The 20,108-nt window shown below is 63.1% G+C and carries 14 protein-coding genes and 1 tRNA gene; 9 read left to right on the top strand and 6 right to left on the bottom strand.

What is annotated here, in order from left to right; all coding sequences use genetic code 11:
• Window positions 1-38: 38 nt before the first annotated feature.
• On the top strand, window positions 39-1,424 hold the full coding sequence (locus ACN9MY_RS23585) for an efflux transporter outer membrane subunit (RefSeq protein ID WP_426336213.1): 1,386 nt from the start codon (window positions 39-41) through the stop codon (window positions 1,422-1,424).
• A 7-nt stretch (window positions 1,425-1,431) separates the two neighbouring features.
• Here the strand turns inward: ACN9MY_RS23585 and ACN9MY_RS23580 are convergent, their stop codons facing one another.
• On the bottom strand, window positions 1,432-1,929 hold the full coding sequence (locus ACN9MY_RS23580) for a GNAT family N-acetyltransferase (RefSeq protein WP_426163260.1): 498 nt from the start codon (window positions 1,927-1,929) through the stop codon (window positions 1,432-1,434).
• Between the two features lie 93 nt (window positions 1,930-2,022).
• Here ACN9MY_RS23580 and ACN9MY_RS23575 point away from each other — a divergent pair, with 93 nt between their 5' ends.
• Window positions 2,023-2,628, top strand: coding sequence for a TetR/AcrR family transcriptional regulator (locus tag ACN9MY_RS23575; RefSeq protein ID WP_426163258.1), 606 nt, complete (start codon window positions 2,023-2,025; stop codon window positions 2,626-2,628).
• 11 nt (window positions 2,629-2,639) lie between these two features.
• Complete coding sequence (locus ACN9MY_RS23570) at window positions 2,640-3,347, top strand: fumarylacetoacetate hydrolase family protein (protein WP_426163256.1); 708 nt, start codon at window positions 2,640-2,642, stop codon at window positions 3,345-3,347.
• Window positions 3,348-3,410: 63 nt separating this feature from the next.
• On the opposite strand, the gene ACN9MY_RS23565 is transcribed toward ACN9MY_RS23570, so the two are convergent.
• Window positions 3,411-4,247, bottom strand: coding sequence for an SIR2 family NAD-dependent protein deacylase (locus tag ACN9MY_RS23565; protein ID WP_426336212.1), 837 nt, complete (start codon window positions 4,245-4,247; stop codon window positions 3,411-3,413).
• Window positions 4,248-4,311: 64 nt separating this feature from the next.
• Here ACN9MY_RS23565 and ACN9MY_RS23560 point away from each other — a divergent pair.
• A tRNA-Pro gene (locus ACN9MY_RS23560) sits at window positions 4,312-4,388 on the top strand.
• Between the two features lie 245 nt (window positions 4,389-4,633).
• Entirely contained in the window at window positions 4,634-5,095 is a 462-nt protein-coding gene (locus tag ACN9MY_RS23555) for a RidA family protein (protein WP_426163252.1), read from the top strand.
• Between the two features lie 77 nt (window positions 5,096-5,172).
• Here the strand turns inward: ACN9MY_RS23555 and ACN9MY_RS23550 are convergent, their stop codons facing one another.
• On the bottom strand, window positions 5,173-5,397 hold the full coding sequence (locus ACN9MY_RS23550) for a hypothetical protein (RefSeq protein ID WP_426336211.1): 225 nt from the start codon (window positions 5,395-5,397) through the stop codon (window positions 5,173-5,175).
• Entirely contained in the window at window positions 5,394-6,755 is a 1,362-nt protein-coding gene (locus ACN9MY_RS23545; RefSeq protein WP_426336210.1) for a PAAR domain-containing protein, read from the bottom strand. The genes ACN9MY_RS23550 and ACN9MY_RS23545 overlap by 4 nt, the downstream gene beginning before the upstream one ends.
• 133 nt (window positions 6,756-6,888) lie before the next feature.
• Here ACN9MY_RS23545 and ACN9MY_RS23540 point away from each other — a divergent pair, with 133 nt between their 5' ends.
• On the top strand, window positions 6,889-7,161 hold the full coding sequence (locus tag ACN9MY_RS23540; protein WP_426336209.1) for a type II toxin-antitoxin system Phd/YefM family antitoxin: 273 nt from the start codon (window positions 6,889-6,891) through the stop codon (window positions 7,159-7,161).
• A complete protein-coding gene (locus ACN9MY_RS23535; RefSeq protein WP_426336208.1) occupies window positions 7,139-7,435 on the top strand; it encodes a Txe/YoeB family addiction module toxin in 297 nt (98 codons plus the stop codon). The genes ACN9MY_RS23540 and ACN9MY_RS23535 overlap by 23 nt, the downstream gene beginning before the upstream one ends.
• Window positions 7,436-7,486: 51 nt before the next feature.
• Here ACN9MY_RS23535 and ACN9MY_RS23530 read toward each other — a convergent pair whose 3' ends face one another.
• Together ACN9MY_RS23530 and ACN9MY_RS23525 are read right to left on the bottom strand one after the other, a co-directional pair.
• A complete protein-coding gene (locus tag ACN9MY_RS23530; RefSeq protein ID WP_426336207.1) occupies window positions 7,487-9,412 on the bottom strand; it encodes an ATP-binding protein in 1,926 nt (641 codons plus the stop codon).
• On the bottom strand, window positions 9,412-10,086 hold the full coding sequence (locus tag ACN9MY_RS23525; RefSeq protein WP_426163239.1) for a response regulator transcription factor: 675 nt from the start codon (window positions 10,084-10,086) through the stop codon (window positions 9,412-9,414). The genes ACN9MY_RS23530 and ACN9MY_RS23525 overlap by 1 nt, the downstream gene beginning before the upstream one ends.
• Window positions 10,087-10,213: 127 nt before the next feature.
• Here ACN9MY_RS23525 and ACN9MY_RS23520 point away from each other — a divergent pair, with 127 nt between their 5' ends.
• On the top strand, window positions 10,214-11,899 hold the full coding sequence (locus ACN9MY_RS23520; RefSeq protein ID WP_426336206.1) for a ShlB/FhaC/HecB family hemolysin secretion/activation protein: 1,686 nt from the start codon (window positions 10,214-10,216) through the stop codon (window positions 11,897-11,899).
• Window positions 11,896-20,106: a filamentous hemagglutinin N-terminal domain-containing protein gene (locus ACN9MY_RS23515; RefSeq protein ID WP_426336205.1), complete on the top strand. Its 8,211-nt coding sequence runs from the start codon at window positions 11,896-11,898 to the stop codon at window positions 20,104-20,106. Before ACN9MY_RS23520 ends, ACN9MY_RS23515 begins: the two co-directional genes overlap by 4 nt.
• Window positions 20,107-20,108: the final 2 nt, after the last annotated feature.

Below are 20,108 nucleotides of genomic sequence, written 5' to 3'. Positions count from 1 at the left end.
CCCCGCCCTGAAGGACGGGGTTTCCCGGAGCAAATCTGATGAACAAGACCATTCTGACCCTTGCAGCGGCAGCCCTGCTGGCCGGCTGCAGCCTGGCGCCGACTTACCAACGCCCGGACTCGCCGGTAGCTGCGGCCTGGCCGCAGGGCGAGGCCTACAAGCCTGCAAAGACAGCGGCCGATGCCAAGCCAGCCAGCGAAATCGCCTGGCAGGACTTCATCGGCGACCAGCAACTGCGCGAAGTCGTTGAGCTGGCGCTGAAGAACAACCGCGACCTGCGCGTGTCGGCGCTGAACATCGAGAAGGCGAGGGCGCAGTACGGCATCGACCGTTCCGCTCAACTGCCCAAGGTGAATGCGCAGGTAGGCCAGAGCGCCTCCCGTGCGCCGGGCGGCGACATCAACCGCCAATACACCGGCGGCCTGGCAATTCCAGCCTACGAGCTGGACCTGTTCGGCAAGCTGCGCAACACGTCGGAAGCTGGCCTGCAGGCCTACCTCGGCACGCAGGAAGCGCAACGCGCCCAGCGTCTTAGCCTGGTGGCCGAAGTGGCCACCACCTGGCTTGGCCTGGCTGCCGACAAGGAGCGCCTGCTGCTGGCGCAGGACACGCTGAAAAGCCAGCAGATCACATATGAGCTGAGCAAGCGCCGCTTCGAATCTGGCGCCACCTCTGGTCTTGACATGTACGAAGCACAAACCAGTGTCGAAGCCGCGCGCAACGACATGGCCCTGTACACCGCCCAGGTAGCGGCCGGCGAGAACGCGCTGGCCCTGCTGGTCGGTACCCAAGTGCCGGCAAGCCTGCTTCCGCAAGCTTTGCCGACGTCGGTGACCACGCTGGCCGAACTACCTGAAGGCGTGCCGTCCTCCGTGCTGCTGCAACGTCCGGACGTGCTGGAAGCGGAAGCCTCGCTGAAGGCAGCCAACGCCAATATCGGCGTGGCGCGTGCAGCCTTCTTCCCGAGCATTACGCTGACCGGGACGGCAGGCAGCGCAAGCAGCAGCCTGGGTAATTTGTTCAAGGCGGGCACCGGAGCCTGGACCTTCCTGCCGCAACTGACGCTGCCACTCTTTGACAGCGGCGCCAACAAGGCAAGGGTGGATATCGCCAAGGCGGACAACGGCATCGCCGTGGCACGCTACGAAAAGGCGATCCAGTCGGCCTTCCGCGAAGTAGCCGACGCGCTGGCTCAGCGCGGCACGCTGGACGAGCGGGTGGAATCGCAGGCAGCGCTGACCGAAGCGGCAAGCCGCAGCTACCGTATCCACGAAGCGCGTTACCAGAAAGGGGCGGAGTCTTACCTGAATGCCCTGGTGTCGCAGCGTGCCTTGTACGCCGCGCAGCAAAGCCTGATCAGCGTGCGTCTGGCCAAGGCGACCAACCAGGTCACTCTGTACAAGGTGCTTGGAGGCTGGGCCTGATCAGCGCCTAGTCGATACCGGCCGGCGGCATCCACTCCATGATGTTGTAGTTGCCGTCCGCCGCCAGTATGTCGAAACCGCAGCGCAGCAGCAGGCGCTGCGCCGGGCTGCCAAGCACCAGGTTGAGCCGCACCGGCAGGCGCAGGCGCTCGCCCTGGGCCTGCAGGCTGCGCAGCAATCCAAGCCCGATGCCGCGGTTGCGGTATTCGGGCAGCAGGCAAATATCGAGGATGCGCAATTCGTCCGGGCCGTAATCGACGTACAGGCGCCCGATCGGGCGTTCGCGATCCATGATCAAGGCCAGGTCGGCATTGGGGTATTGGGTTTCATACCAGGTTTGCTGCGCCTTGAACTGCAAGCCTTGCAGCAGGGTTTCGGTGGCAAGGTCACAGGCCCCCATCCGAACTTCAGCGCTGCGCGTGCTGGAATAAAGCTGCTGCATGAAGGCCAGGTCGCCCGCTTCGGCGGGCCGCATCTCAATCGAGCGAGAGGTACGGGAAGGCATATCACTCTTTCCTTTAAGAATGAAGTAACTGCCTTTCCATCATAGCACGTTGTAATTTGACAAAGTTCATTCCCTTGGCCATTGTTACGCCTTATGACTGAAAAACGCCACATTGACCCAGAGCGCGCCGCCAACCGCCGCCGCCAGGTACTGGACGCCGCCGCCACCTGTTTCCGCCGCAGCGGATTCCACGGCGCGAGCATGTCCGAGATTTCCAAAGCGGCCGGCATGAGCGCCGGCCATATCTATAACTATTTCGCCAGCAAGGACGCCATCATTGCCGCCTTCGTTGAAGAAAACGAAACGCGCGTGATGGGCATCATCAGCGACATCGGCAGCCAGCCCGACCCGCTGCAAGCGATCATCGACGACGTCGACCAGAGCATTCGCGACAACCTCGACCCCGACTACTGGGCGCTGCCGCTGGAAATCGCCGCCGAAAGTGCGCGCAACCCCGCCATCGCCGCGTTGAGCCAGGGGGCGGACCGCCGCATGTGCGAGCGCTTCCTGGCCATGCTCAAAGCCGGCCGCGCAAAGCATGGCCTGGCTGCCGATGACGCCACCGTCGAAGGCCGCATGCAGGCCGTGATCTGCCTGTACCAAGGCTTGCAGCTACGCGTGCTGAATTATCCCGAGTTGCCGGTCCCCGAGCTGGTAGTATCGTTCCGCGTCGCCTTGCGCGCGCTCCTTTTCACCTGAGGATTCAAGCAATGGCCAATTACGTATTCCCGCCGCACCAGGTTGCGGCGCTTCATATCGCCGGTTCCGACGAGCGCTTCCCGGTACGCCGCGTCTACTGCGTGGGCCGCAATTACGCCGGCCACGCGCGCGAAATGGGCTCAGACCCGGACCGCGAACCGCCGTTCTTCTTCTGCAAACCCGGTGATGCTGCGGCCGTGGTGCCTGTGGCGCCGGGCACGGTAGTCGAATTGTCATACCCTCCGCAAACCAGCAATTACCACTACGAGTGCGAACTGGTGGTGGCCATCGGCGCCGGCGGCAGCGATATCTCCGTAGCCGACGCGCCAAAGCACATTTTCGGCTACGCCGTCGGCCTGGACATGACGCGCCGCGACCTGCAAGGAAAAATGAAAGATGCCGGCCGTCCGTGGGAGATAGGCAAAGCCTTCGACTATTCCGCGCCAGTGGGCGAATTGCGCCGCGCAACCGATGTGGCGGGCGTCGAAAGCGCCGCCATCGCGCTGGCGCTTGACGGCACGGTCAAGCAGTCCAGCAGCACCGACCACATGATCTGGTCGGTACCTGAAACCATCGCCAACCTCTCCACGCTATTCCGCCTCGAACCCGGCGACCTGATTTTCACCGGCACCCCGGAAGGCGTCGGCGCCGTCACACGCGGCCAATCGCTGACAGGCAGCATCGAAGGCCTCTCCAGCCTGTCAGTAAAGTTCATCTAAGCCGAGAAACCTGAGCAGTCGGGGTCAGACCCTCGCCGGATGGCCGTCCCGTCTGACCCCGGTTTACCGGTTTTGAATTTCGCGGCCAATCGCCCGCAACCCCTCCAACGCCCCCGCCGCGATCCCCACATCCGCCGCGCCACTCACCGCAAACTCGCGCGGATTGATCCGCACCATCCGCCCGCCACGCTGCACCACGCCATGGCCAAAATGCCGCACCGAAGGGATCGCCGTTCCCGCCCCCAACTCAATGACCAAGGGCCGCCGCACCTTCTCCAACCAAGCCTCCAGCCGCGCCGCCTGCATCCCGCTACGCCGCTCGACCCAGCCCCAATCGCCAAACATCAGGATATTCGGCCGCGCCAACCCGCCGCAATCCGGGCAGCGAGGCGCCTCATTGCGCAGCCGGCAGGCATCGGCATCCACATCCGGCACGAAATCGTCCGCCGGCCAGATCTCGCTGCAGCAAGGCTCCAGGCATTGCAAATGATGGATCGACCCATGGCACTCATAAATGGCGCGCGGATCAAACCCGGCCTTCTGGAACTGGCCATCCACATTGCTGGTGAAGACAAAGCTGCCATGTTCCATCGCCTCACCCCAAGCCTTCAGCAGCGCGAACCCTTCATGCGGCGCCGTCTCACGATAAAGCTTCAGGCGATGGCCGTAAAAGCCCCAGGCCAAGGCCGGGTCGTCACGGAAAGTGCGCGGCGACGCCACGCTGGTAAATTCCATTCGCGCCAGACCCAGGGCAGGGTAGGCCTTCCAGAATCCCTCATTGCCACGAAAATCCGGCAAACCCGAGTCCACGCCAATACCGGCGCCGGCAGCAATGACCAGTCCATCGGCTTGCGCAATGAGTTCGGCCGCTCGCGCAGCCAGCTGTCTTTCGATCGTCATTCGTATAGTTTGAGGTAACTTTGACAAAACCACAAATTGCTCTGATATAATCCGTGGCTCGAGTCGGGGCGTAGCGCAGCCTGGTAGCGTACCTGCATGGGGTGCAGGGGGTCGGAAGTTCGAATCTTCTCGCCCCGACCAACAGAATCAATGACTTAGGCCAACCATCGCGGTTGGCCTTTTTCGTATCCGCGATGTCCTTACGGCCCTTCAACTTTGGCCTCGCCCCCTTTTTGGCATCGTAGCTGACTCTCACGCGCTAGCGGAGCGCGACATCCCGTAACTCTTTTTAGGGATGCGGAAACAGGTTCGTTTTGTGAAAATTGGCCCGTTTGCTCGTGCAAATAACCTCCGGGCATTCGAAACCGAAACGAAACCATGGGAGCATGATGAGTAAAACCCTCAAGAAAACATTCGCCAATCACGGCGTTGCCTGGGAAGGCATCTACGGCTACAGCCAGGCCGTCAAAGTAAAGGACGTGATATATGTGTCCGGCCAACTCGGTCATGACAGCCAGGGCGTTCTGGTTGCACCCGCAACGCTTGATTCCAGCGGAAGGCCGACCGATTTCTCAGGTATGGAGCAACAGATGCGGCAGACCTACTTGAACGCAATCGCCCTGTTGGCTGAATTCGGCGCTACGCTGGACAATGTTGTTGAAGAGACGCTCTATGTTCTGGATGTAGATGCTGCGTTCGCAGTGGCGGGAAAGGTGCGGAAAGAGATGTATGGCATCGATCTTCCGCAATGCGCGAGCAATCTCATTGGCGTCAGCCGCCTTGCGTTTCCACCGCAACTAATTGAGATAACTTTCCGTGCCGTTCTGCCAGATGGCGCCGACGAGTAAGCAACGCAATTCAATCGGTCGCGTCTCTGTTGCCGAAATCCCTGCCTGGCAGCTGCGGCGTGGCCGGACGGTTCGCGTCACGGTCCGTATTTGGCGATGCGTACGCCCATTTCTCGTAGCCGCAGCAAGACCGCTTGCGCCAGCTCCTCGTCATTGATCGGCAAGTCGAACTCGCGGCCTTCTTCGTTCACGTAGCACAGCATCTCGGAATAGGGCGTCACCTCGATGTAGTAGCTATCGAGCGTCTGGCCGCGGCCGAAGAGAAATTCCGTTACGCGCTCTTTCAATTCCATTTCGTTCATCGTTTGTTTCCAACCGTGGGAACCGGGTCTTTATAGAAGCCCGGATAGTACACCGTATTGTCCGCATCGCCAGGCCCCCAGAATATCCTGGTCGGCACGGGGCGGGCATCGGGATTGACCTGGAGCTCTTTAAAATAGCGGCCGTTGATCATGTCCATGTCCGCCGGCGACGGCCACTTTTGCGTGCTGATCTCGTTAGGGTGCACGTGGCCGATCAACCGTCCATTCTTTGGTACCGGGCTGCTCCACGCATCGCCGCTATAAAGCGTTTTCACAAGTTTGCCGTTTATGCGCTCGCTCACCAGCGCAAATTCAACTTTGCGGCCACCCAGCGTGCCAAGTTCGTATACATCGCCGAAACGAATGGTTTTGTCCGTGACGATTACTCCGTGTTCGCCAGGCAGGTGGCCGGTCGCCTTCAATTCTGCCATGGTGGTGTGGGTGCCGAGACCTTCGCTCTTGGGGAACTTGCCGCCGCTGGCCTTGCCGCCCGCCTGGTTAAGAAGTTCGGAACTCGGCGGCGCTTTTGGCGAAGTAAATTTGCCACCAGCCCAGGTAGCGCCTTTGGCACCGAAGATTCCACCCAACACGCTGCCGGCCAGCATCGACCACTTTTGACCGTCCGAGCCTTCGCCGAAGATTTTCCCGCCCAGCCAACCGCCGCCAAAACCGCCGGCAAGTCCGCCAACCAGGCCGCCAGCTGCCAGCAATGGCCCGCCCAATACCACCGCAGCCCCCGCGCCAACGACGAACAGCCCGACGTGCACCCAGGTCGGTACCAGGTCTTCTGCATGCATTTCGTCGGTCTGCACCGTCTCGCCGCCGATATTGACGTTCTTCGAACCCTCGGTGATTTCGGCACTGCAGCTGGTTTTGTCGGACTCCCGCGCGGCGGGCATGCCGTTGATGAAAACCGTTCCGCTGCCGGTGGCAATGACTTCGTTATCGGTGTGTTTTTCGCACTTGGCGTAGTCAAGGTGGGCGCGGGCGGCTGGTCGCCGGTTGGTGAAAACATTGGCGGAGCCTGCGCGCATGATTTTGCCGACCACTTCTTTGGGCGCCCAGCTCATTGTGCTCATCATCTCGCCCACGCCAGCGCCTGCGGCGGCCATTCCGCCCACAACGGCGGCAGCAGCTAAACCGCCGGTGCCGACGATGGCGACTGCTGCCACGGCAATTGCAGCACCTGCCAGCAAGCCTGTCAGCAGCCAGCTCATTGTGGGACTGTGCCCAATGGGATCGTACAAACGAGCGGCTTGTGCCATATCCAACGTAAGCTGTGAAAAGCCGGCAACATTATCAAAAAAATATTGCGAGTGCCGCACAGTTGGGATGAGGCTCAAATATGGTACGGACATCGGTACAACGTATACTTGTTGTACCGATTTAAGTACAATGTTTTCGGGCCGGCAGGTTGCCGGAAATCGAGATTTTTATTTACCAGGAGAGGCTTGACGCTTAAGAGCCGTCGAGCGAGGAGGGTGAAATGGCATGAACATCTTAACTTTTAGCGAAGCGCGAGCCGGGCTGAAAGCTGTGATGGATGATGTATGCAATGACCACAGCCCAACGGTTATCACCCGTCAAAACGGTGAGCCGGTCGTGATGCTGTCTTTGGCGGACTTTAATAGCATCGAGGAGACGCTGTACCTCCTTCGGTCTCAGAAGAACGCCAGCCGGTTATTGGAATCATTCGAACAGTTGAAGTCCGGTAAGGTGCGAAAACGGGAGCTTATCCGGAATGAAGGACAAAAAGGCAAGTAACAAAGATCAAGCCAAGAAATCCGCAGTCGCATTTACCGAACACGCCTGGGATGACTACCTCCACTGGCAACAGGAGAACCCTAAGCTGGCGGTAAAGATCAACACTCTTACTGATGCCTGCATTTCTGACCCATTCGAGGGAATTGGCAAGCCCGAACCGCTGAAGGGGAACCTGACGGGATTATGGTCGCGCCGAATTGACCGTGAACACCGTCTGGTATATGCAGTCGAAGGCACCAGTGTGTACATTGTCGCGTGCCGTTACCATTACTAGGCTTTGCTAAGCTGAGGGAAATGGCATGGGTATCCGAACACGAACTGACGTTTAATTCGCCTGTAGCGGCAACAAGAGGGTGAAGGTCGTGCCCGCGGCTCTCGAGTCCCACACTACGCTGCCATTCAATGCTGCTGCGCGGCGTTGCTGGTTTTGCAGGCCGCGCCCCGAGCCGCTGGCAAGTGCGGCGGCAAGGTCGAAGCCTGCGCCATTGTCGGCAATTGAAATTTGGATGCCTTCCTCATGCGCACTGGTCGCTACGCGGATTTCGGTCGCCCGTGTGTGGCGCAGGATGTTGGCTATGCTTTCCTGCACAATGCGCAGGATGTGCAAGGCGCTGGAAGGCGTCAGCCATTCCAATGTGGGCACTTCCCGTACTTCCCATATCAAGCGCACGCCCGAGCCTTCAAGACGCGGTTCAAGGCGGAAGCGCAGGGTGGCCAGCAACAACAGCAAGTCTGCATCGACCGGTTCCATCGAGTCGATGGTGAGTTTGAGATCGTCCAAGCAATCCTTCAGGATCTGTGCGACGCGGTCGCCGCTAATCTTGCCATGTTCGACGGAACGGATGGCGCCGATCAGCGATGAACCGAGGCCGTCGTGCATGTCCTGCATCAGGCGCTGGCGTTCGTCGCTGATGGTCTGGCGCAGTTCACTTTCGCGCAGCCGGCGATGGCTCGCTTCCAGTTCCGCTTCGCGTGCTTTCAGGCGCTCGGCCAGACGCACGTTTGCTTGTTCCACTTCGGCGATGGCCGATACGTAGCGCCGGTACAGCAGCACGCCGAACGTAGCGAAACAGACCGCCGGCATGTAGGCGCCCATGTAAAAGCCTTCCACGCTGATGAAGTTATTTTGCAGCAGCCAGTCGGTCATCCCCATGCCGATGCACAGCAGCAGGCCAACCACTACCAGCCGGCCTTCGCTGGAGTGCTTCCAGGAGAGGAAGCCGGCGACAAAGCTGGCGATAAGGCACATCAGGGCTGCTACCGGATAGATCATCGGCGTGACGGTCGGCATATTCGGCAGCACTGCCAGCACCGGCGTGGTGAGCACGCCGATCAACGCGGTGATGCCAACCAGGCTGCGGGTCAGCCATTTCAGCGGCCGGTGGTGTAATTGGCGCAGAAAGAAATGCACCGCCAGCACGAGCCAGAACAGGGAATTGACGGTCAGCCAGGCGAACCAGTTGTTGGCGATGGGCAGGGACACATAGAAATGCAGGCCGCGCAGGAAGCAGGTGGCGGAGAGGTTGAAGAACAGCAGGTAGGCGATGTCCTGCGGCCGGCGGAACCAGACGAACAGCGCGAACAGGCCAACCGCCATGAAGGCGGAACTCAATAATGCAGGCAGCTCTTTTTGTACCCATTCGCGAACCAGGAAGGCCGGTCGCAGCACATCTGCTGGCCCGAGCCAGAGCGAAGAGAGGGCAACTTGCGAACGCGGCGTGTGTTCGAGCCGCAGCAGGACTTCCTTTACCGGCGCCTGGCCGGGTTCCAGCGTAATCCAGAGCGGGGTGCGAGTGCTGTTGTACAGCGGACCGTTCTGCTGCGAGCGATGCGCGAGGCGGCCATTGATGTAGACAGCCACCGTGCCGTCGGTCTTGATACGGGCGCCGTAGATAGCGAGGGCCTCCGCTCCTTGCTGCGGCCCTGTCACGTCGACCCTGATCCAACTGACCCTCACATGCTGCGCCTGTTCGTCTGCGCGGCCGGATGCGGCCTGGCGCAGCAGTGCAATGCGGGGGCGGAAAGGCAGTTCTACGCTTTGCCATTCTCCAGCCAGGAATGCGCTCGATACGGACTGCGGTGGAGTGGTGAAGGCTTCTGCCTCTTGCTGCAGCCAGCTGGCGCGGGTGAGGTGGATGCGTGTATCGCCAGCATGGCCGCCGCCCAGGTAGAGCAGGGCGGCAGCAACCAGCACGGCGCAGGACAGGATTGCCAGCAGGCCGCCGGCAAGGCGTGCGGTTTTGGTGTTCATCAGACCAGGCCCTGGTTGCGGGCCTCGTAGATTGCTTCGGCCTTGGAGGTTACCTTGAGTTTGCTGTAGATGCGACGCACGAAGGTGCGCACGGTGAAGTGCGAGAGCTGCATCAGGCCTGCAATCTCCGGTACGGTGAAGCCTTTGGTGATGTAGTCCAGGACCTCCTTTTCGCGCTGCGAGAGCTGCGATGCGCCGTCATCCGCCGTGGCTGCGGTAGCGGGGGCCGGGCTGCGGAAGCGCGCCAGCACCTGGCGGGCGATGATGGGGCTGATTGGGCTGCCGCCACTTGCCAGGCTGCGGATTTCGTCGCCCATGCGCGACGGCGAGCTGTCTTTCAGCAGGTAGCCCGCGGCCCCGGCTTCGATCGAGCGCATGACGTGGGTCTCATCGCCGAAATTGGTACTCACCATGATGTTGCAGCCGGGCCAGCGCTGGGCTGCGGCGCGGATCACGGCAATCCCTGAACCATCCGGCAGGCCAAGGTCGACCAGCAGCACGTCGGCGGCAGGTCCAGCCAGCATGGCCAGGCCGTCTGCGAGGGTGGCGGCATGGCCGGCCAGGCGCATGTCGGGGGCGTCCTGCACCACCTGGCGCAGCGCACTGCTGAAATCAGGGTCGTCTTCGACGATGGCGACGGCGATGGGCGTTTCCATGAGTTCAATCTCGGTCATTCGGGCATTTTACGGCGCTGCGGTGCTACCCAGCGTGTAGTGCATTTGTGCTACAGACTGTTAAAACCATTGCAGGTATTATAATGTCAAATTCCTGCGCGTAACACTTCACATTTTCCCACAATCCATGTCTGTTGAATCATTGCACGCCCGCTTGCTGGGTGCGACCTTGTTTTGCCTGTTGCCGGCCGCCTCGACGCTGGCACAGCAAGCGCCCCAGGTGACCCCGCGCGACTTGCGCCCGGAAGCGCCGCCCAAGCCTGCCGTTGTTTTGCCGCAGCAGCCTTCCCGTTCGGCGCCGCCCCCCAATGCCGATAAGCTGTTCGTCACGCTGGGGAATGCGGTGGTGCAGGGCGGCTTCCCCGAATTTGCCGATGCAACGGAACGCCTGGTTGCGCCGTTGCGCGGCCAGCGCATCGCGGTGGCCGACTTTTACGCCCTGGCCGACGACATCGAGGCCCTGTACCGCGCCGCGGGTTATCCGCTGGTGCGCGTCGTGATTCCTCCGCAGTCGCTGGTGGATGGCGCTGCGCTGCAATTGGTGGTCCTTGACGGCTTCATTGAGCGCCTCAACCTCGACGCCGTGCCGGCCGCAGCGCGCAAGGCGGTGGAACGTATCCTGCAACCGCTGGTTGGCCGGCGCCACCTGAAGGACGAGGCGCTGGAAAGGGCCTTGACGCTGGCGGGGCGGGTACATGGCCTGACCTTGCGCAGTGCGCTGGGCGCGGGCTCTGAGCCCGGCGGCACGGTACTGGTGCTGCAAGGTTTGCTGGATAGCGTGGTGGGCAGCCTGTCGTCCGACAATCGCCAATCCGACAGCATCGGTCCTTGGCAGATGACGGCGCAGTTGCGCACCAACCAGTTGTTGGGAATGGGCGAACAGGCCTACCTGTATGTGTCGGGCGGTTATCCCTTGTGGCATGCGTTCGAAACCGACGCGCGGCGCCGCGTTGCCGGCAGCGGCTTGATCCTGCCGCTGGCTGCCAACGGCTTGAGCCTGAATCCTGAATTCACGGTCTCGGACAGCAAGCCCCGCCCCATCTTCTTTGCGCTGGCGTCGCGTAGCCAGTTGCGGCGCACTTCACTGCGGCTGGTGTATCCGGCCATCGTCAGCCGCCAGCAGGAGCTGACCCTGACCGCTGTGGCGGAGGCCAGCCGCCAGGTTGATACGCTGACCTACTTCAATTTCATCCAGGACCTGGACCGCTTGCGCGTACTGCGCTTCAGCGCCGACTGGAGCGGGAAGATGGGCGAAGGCCAGATGCGGGCCGGCGCGACCCTGTCGCAAGGCACCAGCAAGTTCGGCGGCCGCAGTCGCGCGGAAATCGCGGCCAGCGAGGTGCCGATGTCGCGTGCCGGCGCCGGCCCAAGCTACACCAAGCTGGAGGCCAATGCCAGCTACGACCTTGGCCTGCCCTGGGGCATGCAAAGCCGCAGCGTGCTGCGCGGGCAAGCGCCCTTGCGTGGTGTGTTGCCGAGCGCCGAAACCTTCGGCATGGATGGCGAGGACGGCGTGTCGGCGCTCACTGCCGGCCAGCTCTCCGACGACGGCGGCTGGGTCGTGCGGCAGGAAGTGTCGCGGCCGGTGCAGTTGCCGGGCGCTGTGTCGCTGGCGCCGTATGCCTATGGCGCGTATGCCCATCCTCACACACGCCTGGCGCAAGCGCGGGCGGACCATGCGGAGGCTTACGGCATTGGCCTGCGGGCCGGCTGGCGCAACGCCAGCCTGTCGGGGGAATTTGGACGCGGGCGCGTGAGCCCTAATGGCCGGTACGAGACCCAGGCCTTCTTCAAAGCACAGGTGCAATTTTGAGAAATAAGACGATCCTGCGTAGTTCGCGCATGCGGCGCGACATGGCCTGGCCGATGCTGGTGGCCGCAACCTTGCCTGTCGTGGCGCCAATGCCGGCCTATGGCCAGGCCATGCCATCGGGCGGCGTCGTGGGCGCCGGCAAAATCAGCATCTCCACGCCAAACGCCAACAGCATGGTGCTGCGGCAGGATAGCCAGCGCGCCGTGGTGAACTGGAATTCCTTCAGCATCGGCAAGGGCAATACGGTGACGTTCGCACAGCCGGGCGCCGGCGCGGCGACGCTGAATGTGGTCAAGGGCAGCCAGTCCTCCGAAATCGCGGGCAGCCTGAAGGCGAATGGCTCGGTGTTCCTGGTCAACCAGAATGGCATCGCGATTACGCCGACCGGCATGGTCGATACGCGCGCCGGCTTTGTGGCTTCCACGCTGGGCATGTCGGAAGACGATTTCATGGCCGGGCGCAATGTCTTCAAGGGCAAGGGCGGAGCGGTCGTCAACCAGGGACAGATCATTACCGGGCCGGGCGGCAACGTGGCCTTGCTGGGATCGAGCGTCAGCAACGAGGGTGTGATCAGCGCGCCGCTGGGCAAAGTCGCGCTGGGCGCTGGCGAGGCGGCCACGCTGGACCTGTCCGGCGATGGCTACCTGCAGGTGATGCTGCCATCCGATGCGGTGACGGCCGATGGGCAGGCGCTGGTCACCAATAGCGGCGTGATCGACGCTGCTGGCGGCACCGTCATGCTGAAGGCTGAAACGGTCCGCGCAGCCTTGCGCGAGGCGGTGAACATGCCGGGCACCATCCGCGCGCAAAGCGTGTCGGGCCATGATGGTGCGATCGTGCTGGAAGGTGGTGCGGCCGGTGCGGTCAAGGTGTCGGGCACGCTGGACGCGTCGGCAGCGCCTGGCGCGGCCAATGGCGGTCGGATCGACGTCGGGGGGCAGGAGGTTTCGCTGTCCGGCGCCAGGCTGGATGCAAGCGGTAATGCGCGCGGCGGCTTGGTACGCATCGGCGGCGCCTTCCAGGGCGGCAGGGAGCAGGAGGCGGGCTCGGACGATGCGCGGCGCTACACGGAGCGCTTTGGCGCGGCTGCCGCCGGCTCGGCGCCGGCCAATGCTGCTCGCACCAGCATCGATGCGGCGAGCAGCATCGACGTGTCGGCTCGCGGCGCGGCAGGCGAGGGCGGCACCGCAGTCGTGTGGAGCGACAAGGCGACCGTCATGCGCGGCGGTATCGATGCGAGGGGCGCCGCAGCGGCCGGCGCGGTGGAAGTGTCGTCCGCGTCCACGGTGCAATCCGTGGCGCTCGGCCGCATTGCGCTGGGCAAGGGCGGCAAGCTGCTGCTCGATCCGCAGAACATCCAGGTCGACGACAATGCCGGGGGCGACCCGGCCGGCAGCGTCGGCTATGGCGACAACCCCGGTGGCGTCACCCACCTGTATTCGGGCGACCTTACTGCGCTGCTCGGCGGCGGCACCAGCATCAGCCTGAAGGCCAGCCAGGACATCACCTGGAATACCTTTACCAGCATCGTCGCCCGCGCAGGCGCGGCGCCGGCCGGTTCGCTGGCGCTGGCGGCGGGGCGCTCGGTTTCGCTGAACGGCATTTTCGGTACCGCCGATGCCGACTGGAGCATCACCGCCAATGACCGCGCAGCGAATGGCGTGGTCGACAGCGAGCGTGGCGCCGGTGCGGCGTCGATCGAACTGGGCGGAGCCAACTTCATCAACAGCAACGGCAAGCTGACCCTGCACCTGTCCGACGGCGCCGGCAACACCAACAGCGAAGCCAGCGGCATCACGCTGGGCGGGTACTCCGGCAATGGCTTGTCGGCCACGATTGCCCCTGGCGCGAGCTGGGGCGGCGGCATCGCGCCGTACATCACGCTGACGAACAACGTCAACGTGGCCGAGGACATCAGCCTGACCGGCAACCTGAGCGTCTCCGCATCCAGCGTGACCCTGAGCGGGCGCCATGTGGACTGGACCAACGAAACCACGGCTGCCCTGCGCGGTGAAGGCAAGTTCAAGTTCGTCGCCGACGGCATCACCTCGCGTATCGGTTCGCTGAATGGCGGGTCTGCCACGCGGCTGGCGCTGGGCGACGGCATCAATGCAGCTGTCAGCAAAGTGTATGGCGACGCCGATCCGGGCGCCGATGGCCTGGGCATCCAGCTCCTGCACGTCACTTCCGGCACTGCAAGCGATGCGCTGGGCGACATTCTTGCGAGCGGCTCGCTGGCGACCAGCGGTCCCGGCGTGACAGCCAACGCCGGTACTCGCACCATCAGCCTTTCCGGCGGCGCGGGCCTGGCATTCAACAACGGCCTGGCTGGCAGCTATTTCATCGACATGAGCCCAGTCAGCATGCCGTTGACGATCACGCGCCGGTCCGTCACGCCGGTGGTGGGCAACCACCAGGGCACGTACGGCACGGCGGCCCCGGTGGTTACGCTGGACAACGTCGTCAACAACGACGTGCTGGCGCCGCTCGCTACCATCGACGGCGGCGGGCAGCAGGCACTGTCCGCCGTGGGCAACGGCTACGCCTTCAGTGCGACCACGCGGGCAGGGGCGCATGCCTACCAGGTGATCGGGCTGACCGGCGCGGCGGCGAGCAATTACGAGCTGGCGCCGGGTAGCTGGGCCGGTTCCCTGGCCGTGGCGCCCAAAGCGCTGACCTTCGTCGCCTTCTATCCGAACCAGGTGTACGGCGATGCGGACAGCGCCAGTTCGTACGTGGTGCTGGGCGGTATTGTCGGCAACGATAGTGTGAGCCCGGTGGCGGGTTCGATCCTGCAGGGCGGGGGCGTCGCTCCAGCCGGGCGGCTCAAGGCCGGCTCGTACTCTTACGCCGCAGTTGGCCTGGCCGGCAGCGACGCAGGCAACTACATCATCGCCGCGGAAGGCAACGACCCCGGGGCATTCACGATCTCGCCCCGTGTGCTGAACTACTCGGTCGGCAATGTCCAGACGGTGTACGGCACGCCGGCGTCCGCAGGCGCCCTGAGCTTCAATAACGTGCTGGCAGGCGACGATCTCACGGCGGGTCCGGTTGGCTTCGATGTCGGCGGCGCGCGCCTGTCGAACTCCAGCGCGACCACGAATGCGGGCGCGTACGCGCAGACCATCACCAGCCTGGGTGGCGCCGATGCCGGCAGCTACACGCTGGCCGGTTCACAGGTCGGCGGCGTGTTCAGCATCGCGCGCAAGCAATTGACTTGGAGCGGCAACGCCAGCACCCAGCAATACGGCAGCGACCTGCCGACGCCGTCGCTGGTGGGCGTGATCAATGGCGACCAGGTAAGCCCCGTTCAATCGATCGCATCCAGCACCGTCACTGGCAGTGCCAGCCCGACCGGCAAGCCGTCCGTTGGCTTCTACTCGGTGCGCGTGGGCGGCCTGAGTGGCGGCGGCGCGGCGAACTACGAACTGGACCCGAACGGCGGCCAGAACAATCTCGTTACCGTCGTGCCGCGCGAGCTGACCTATACCGGCGGCACGCTGAACCTGACCTATGGCGATGGCGGCACCTTGCCGGCATTTACCTTCAACGGCCTGCTGGCGGGCGACTCCATCAACACGGTGCCGATGATTGCGGGCCTGGGCGCTTCGCAAACGATCGATGCCCACGCCCCGGCCGGCAGCTACGCAGTCAACGTGCTGTTCCGAACCTCTCCGCAGGACAATTACAAGCTAGCGGATAGCGGCCACACGCCGGGCGTGCTGAACATCGCGAAGCGCTCGCTGACCTGGAACGTCGGCAACGGCAGCTCGGTGTATGGTGCCGCGCCTGCGAACCAGGTCACGCTGAACAACGTGGCGGCGGGCGATTCGCTCACGCCGTTGCTGCAGGCGCTGGACGGCAACGGCGCGCCCATTGCCTTGCCCGGCGTCGGCAGCTACGTGGCAGCGGTCACTGGCCTGGGCGGTTCGGCAGCAAGCAACTATGTGTTTGCGGCCACCGGCAACGCGACCGGCCAGATGGTCATCACGCCCAAGCAACTGAACGTCATCATCAACAATGCCTTGTCGGTGTACGGCACGCTGGCCGTGCCGTCGGTGACGGTGGAAGGCCTGGTGGGCAGCGATTCCTTCGCAGTGCAAACCCAAGTGGCCATCTCGCAGAACGGCAGCCCGGTGGTGCTGGGAGCACGCACTCCGGCAGGCAGCTACGCCATGCAGGTGAGCGCACAGGTAGCGGCGAATGCCAACTACACGGTGGGCGCCACCAATGGCAGCGCTACGCTGACCGTGCAGCCCAAGACACTGACCTATAGCGGCCCGGTCGCAAGTTACGAATATGGCGCGCGCCTGTTTACCGGCGCCGATTTCAAGAACACCCTGTACGGTGTGCTGGATGGCGACGACGTGTCGCTTCCGGTGCTGCTCTCTGGCAGCTGGACCAACCCCAATGCCAGGCTGCCGGTGGGTGATTATGTGTTGCCCATCCTCTCGTACATCGGCTTGAATGGCCGTGACAAGGCAAATTACGCGGTGACCGATACCGGCTCGCGGAATGGCCTGATCACGATTACGCCCAAGGCGCTGCATTACCGCACCTATTTCTCGGACGACCGGACCACCCGTACCTACGGTGATACTAGCCCGGTGTGGGTGTTCGTCGACTTCACCCCGGCCTTCCCGGAAGACAATGTGGCCATCAACGTCGGTTCGCTGGTCGGCGAAAGCCGTTCATCCGGCGGCTACCTGAACGTGGGCACCTACGCCACCAAACCCGGCGGCTTGCGCGGCCTGGATTCCGGCAACTACGTCCTCGCCACCAGCGGCAACACTATCGCCGAATTGACCGTCATTCCACGCAAAGTGGATGCCAGCTTTACCGTGCGCACCCAGTGGGGCGGGCTGGACATGGGCAAGAGCCTGGTCTATGGCAGCACCGGCGGCGCCTACCTGTCCTTCCTGAGGGACCAGGCCTTGGCGGGCGATAAAATGAACCTGGACGCCAACTTCCAATTGCCGGGCGGCGCGGCGAAATCGCTGCCGGCGGATGCAATCCCGGGCACTTACTATGTCGGCGGCGCCCTGGGCGGCGTGGATGCCCGTAACTACTACATTCCGGACGCAAGTCCGACCGGGCTGTTTGGCATGATCGACGTCGTACCGCGACCGGTCAGCGTCGTCTACCCATCATTGAGCAAGTCGACCTACGGCATTGCGCCGGATACCAAGGCAACACTGAACGGCTTCCATGGCGATCCAAGGAATGTGCAGGTAACCGGCGACCTGCTCGACGACAAAGGCATTCCACAAGTGGTGGCCAGCCGCACTCCTGCCGGTACCTATACGTTCCGGCCGAGCGGGCTGTCCGGCACCGGAACGCAGCACCAGTACATTACCCAGTCCGGCGCCAGTTGGCTCGATTCGCAGACCGGCAAGGTGATCTCGGTTGGCCCGAGCAGCAGCGAGGCCCGGTTCCAGGTTGACAAGCGCAGCCTGGACGTGAGTTTTGGCGGACCATACGACATGGTCTACGGCAGCAATCCGGGGCGCGCCACCGTCACCGGCTGGATTGCCGGCGACGTGCCGAACTGGTGGAACATGTTCACCACGCTGGCATCGCCGACGCCTGGCGCAGTCGGCCGGACCTTTGACGTGTGGAACAGCGGCGGCACAGCCGGCCCTGGCGACCGTATTGACGCGGGCACTTACCGTTCCACCGTGGGACTGCCGGCAGACCTGGCACGCAACTACACGCTGTCGAAAACGGATATCGGCACCATCCGTATCGCGCAAAGGCAGGTGTCGGCCATTGGCGCCGGCACCAGCGTAGAGTACGGCGATATCAACGGCACCTTCTGGCTGGACCGTCTGGCCCCAACCTTCAGCGGCGTCTTGTCCGGCGAAGCGCTGGCTGGCAAGCAGTCCTACTACGATGCCAGCGGCAAGGAAGTCGCCTATGGCCGACAGACCGATGCCGGCACCTACCAGGCGCGCGTCACTTCGCTGCAAGGCTTGGGCCGCACCAATGCCAATAATTACGTGATCGACAACGTCAGTTCCGTGGCGGGCAAGCTGGTGATTACGCCGCACGCCATCGCACTGAATGCGCCGGAGCAGGCGAACACTGTGTATGGCACTTCGGCCCTATTTGGCAACGCGAACGACGTGCTGTTCAGAAGCGACGACGTGTCCTTCATGCTGTCCGGGGCCGGGCTCACGACCCAGGCACTGACGCCGGGCAGCGCGTCCGACCGTAACCTGTACCTGGACCAGCGCGTCAATGTCGGCGACTACAACTACCAGATCCAATTGACTGGCGCCAAAGCCGGCAACTATGTGCTCACGGGCCGCAGCAGCGGCAAGCTCAGTGTGGCGCCGAAGGCGCTGAACTGGACGGTGTCTGCCGGCACCGGCCAGTACGGCTTCTACAAGGATTGCGATGGCATGAGCTGCTCGCAGCTGGTGCAAGGCGTTGACCTTGGCAAGCCAGTCTATCCGGGCGCACTGGCAGGCGACCAGCTCGATGGCAAGGTCATCGTGCTGGACTTGCAGGGCAAGCCGATGACGGTGGATGCCAGGACCCCGGTCGGCACCTACTTCCAGGTGGTCACCGAACTGACTGGCGCCAGCGCGAAAAACTATACGCTGGCCACCAGCGGCAACCTGCCCGGTACCCTGACCATCAAGCCCCTGTGGCTGCGTTACTCGACCGGCAGCAGCGTCAACGTGCTGGATAGCTACGGCGAAATCGGCGAGCATGGCACGATCAAGCTGGAAACCATCGGCGGCGTGCCGATGCCCAATGGCGAGTCCGTGGACGCCATTACCGCGATCTATGTGCCGCAATTGAACGGTATGGTGCCGCTGGACACCGTGCTGCCGCAAGGCCGCTATTACTACGAAGCAGCAGGGCTGGTCGGCGCGAATGCGGGCAATTACCGCCTGATGCCAGTCGCCCATGGCAGGTTCGGCGTTCCAAGCGGCGTGAACACGATCGGCACCTACGACGTCTATTCCAATGCCAGCTTCGGCTTGAACCTGGTCGAGTCCAGGAACCTGCCGGTGCGGCCGCCATCGGCCACCATCATCGATCGCGACCAGACCGACCTGGAAAAGACCTGGGGAGAGCAGAACGCACCGGCTCCAAATCCTGGCCGCCTGGTGGACGGCGACGGCACCGTCACCGATACGGAACTCGGTCCGAATCGCGCCGGCGCCACGGTTGGCGCAGGGACCAGCGCCGACCTTGGCACATCCAACGGCGTGTCGGCCGATGCCGAGGCAAGTGGCGTCGTCACAGCGCTCGCTTCATTCGGCGTCACTGGCGTCAAGCTCTCGACGTCTGCCGAAGGCCACGTCGATATCACCATCAGCAGCGGCCCAATGGACCTGACCGCCGGCGCGCAGGGAGCTGCGGAAGCGAACCTGCGGCTGGGACGCACCGGCGTCACCATTGGGGCGGATGCCACGGTGGGCGTGTACGCCAATGCCGGCGTCAGCGGCAACCTGGGCGGCGGCGTATCGGGCAACGTGGACGTCACCACTGGAACCTTCGCCTATGCCCAGACCAATTACCGCTACGGCTTGGTCGGCGGCGTGCTGACCATGACGCAGGGCGGCATGGCGGGCGTGGGTTCCTCCCTCGGCGCCAACGGCGGCTTGCAATACGGCCTTGGCAGCGTGGGCGGCGGCGCAACGCTCTATACGCCTGGCATTGTGGGCGGCAATATCTCCATCGGCGCCGGCTATTCGGACGGCGTGATCAACCTGAGCATGGACATTGGCGCCGCGATCGGCATCGGCGGTATCGAATTCAAGTTCAACCTGGGGATCGACGTTGGCGCTGTCGCCAGCGGCTTCGCGCCGACGGTGAGCAATACTGAGCGGCAGCCAGGCCTCGACCAGCATGGCCTGTCGCTGAAGGATGATCCCGCAGCGCGCTACGCTTACCTGTCGCAAAACCCTGAGTGGAACTACGGCAATCGTGGCAGCAGCGACAACAATATGTTCATGTATCGCTATGGAGAACTGCTGAAATCAACCGGGCAAATGGTCAAGAACCAGCAGGAATGGCAAAGCAAGATGGTCGACCTGCTGAAGACCGATCCCGCGAAGGCTGTGGAATTCTCGCGCAACAAGCCCGATTTCTGGCAGCAGCAATTCGATGTGAAATACGAAGCCGCGAAAATGGGCGTGACGCTCAAGGTGGTGGACGGCGAATTGAAGTACGCAACCTGGAACAAATGACT

The organism is Pseudoduganella sp. R-31, assembly GCF_049913235.1.
Taxonomy (GTDB): domain Bacteria; phylum Pseudomonadota; class Gammaproteobacteria; order Burkholderiales; family Burkholderiaceae_D; genus Rugamonas.
The sequence above is the reverse complement of the archived record's forward strand: the minus strand, read 5'-3'. Positions and strand labels throughout refer to the sequence as shown.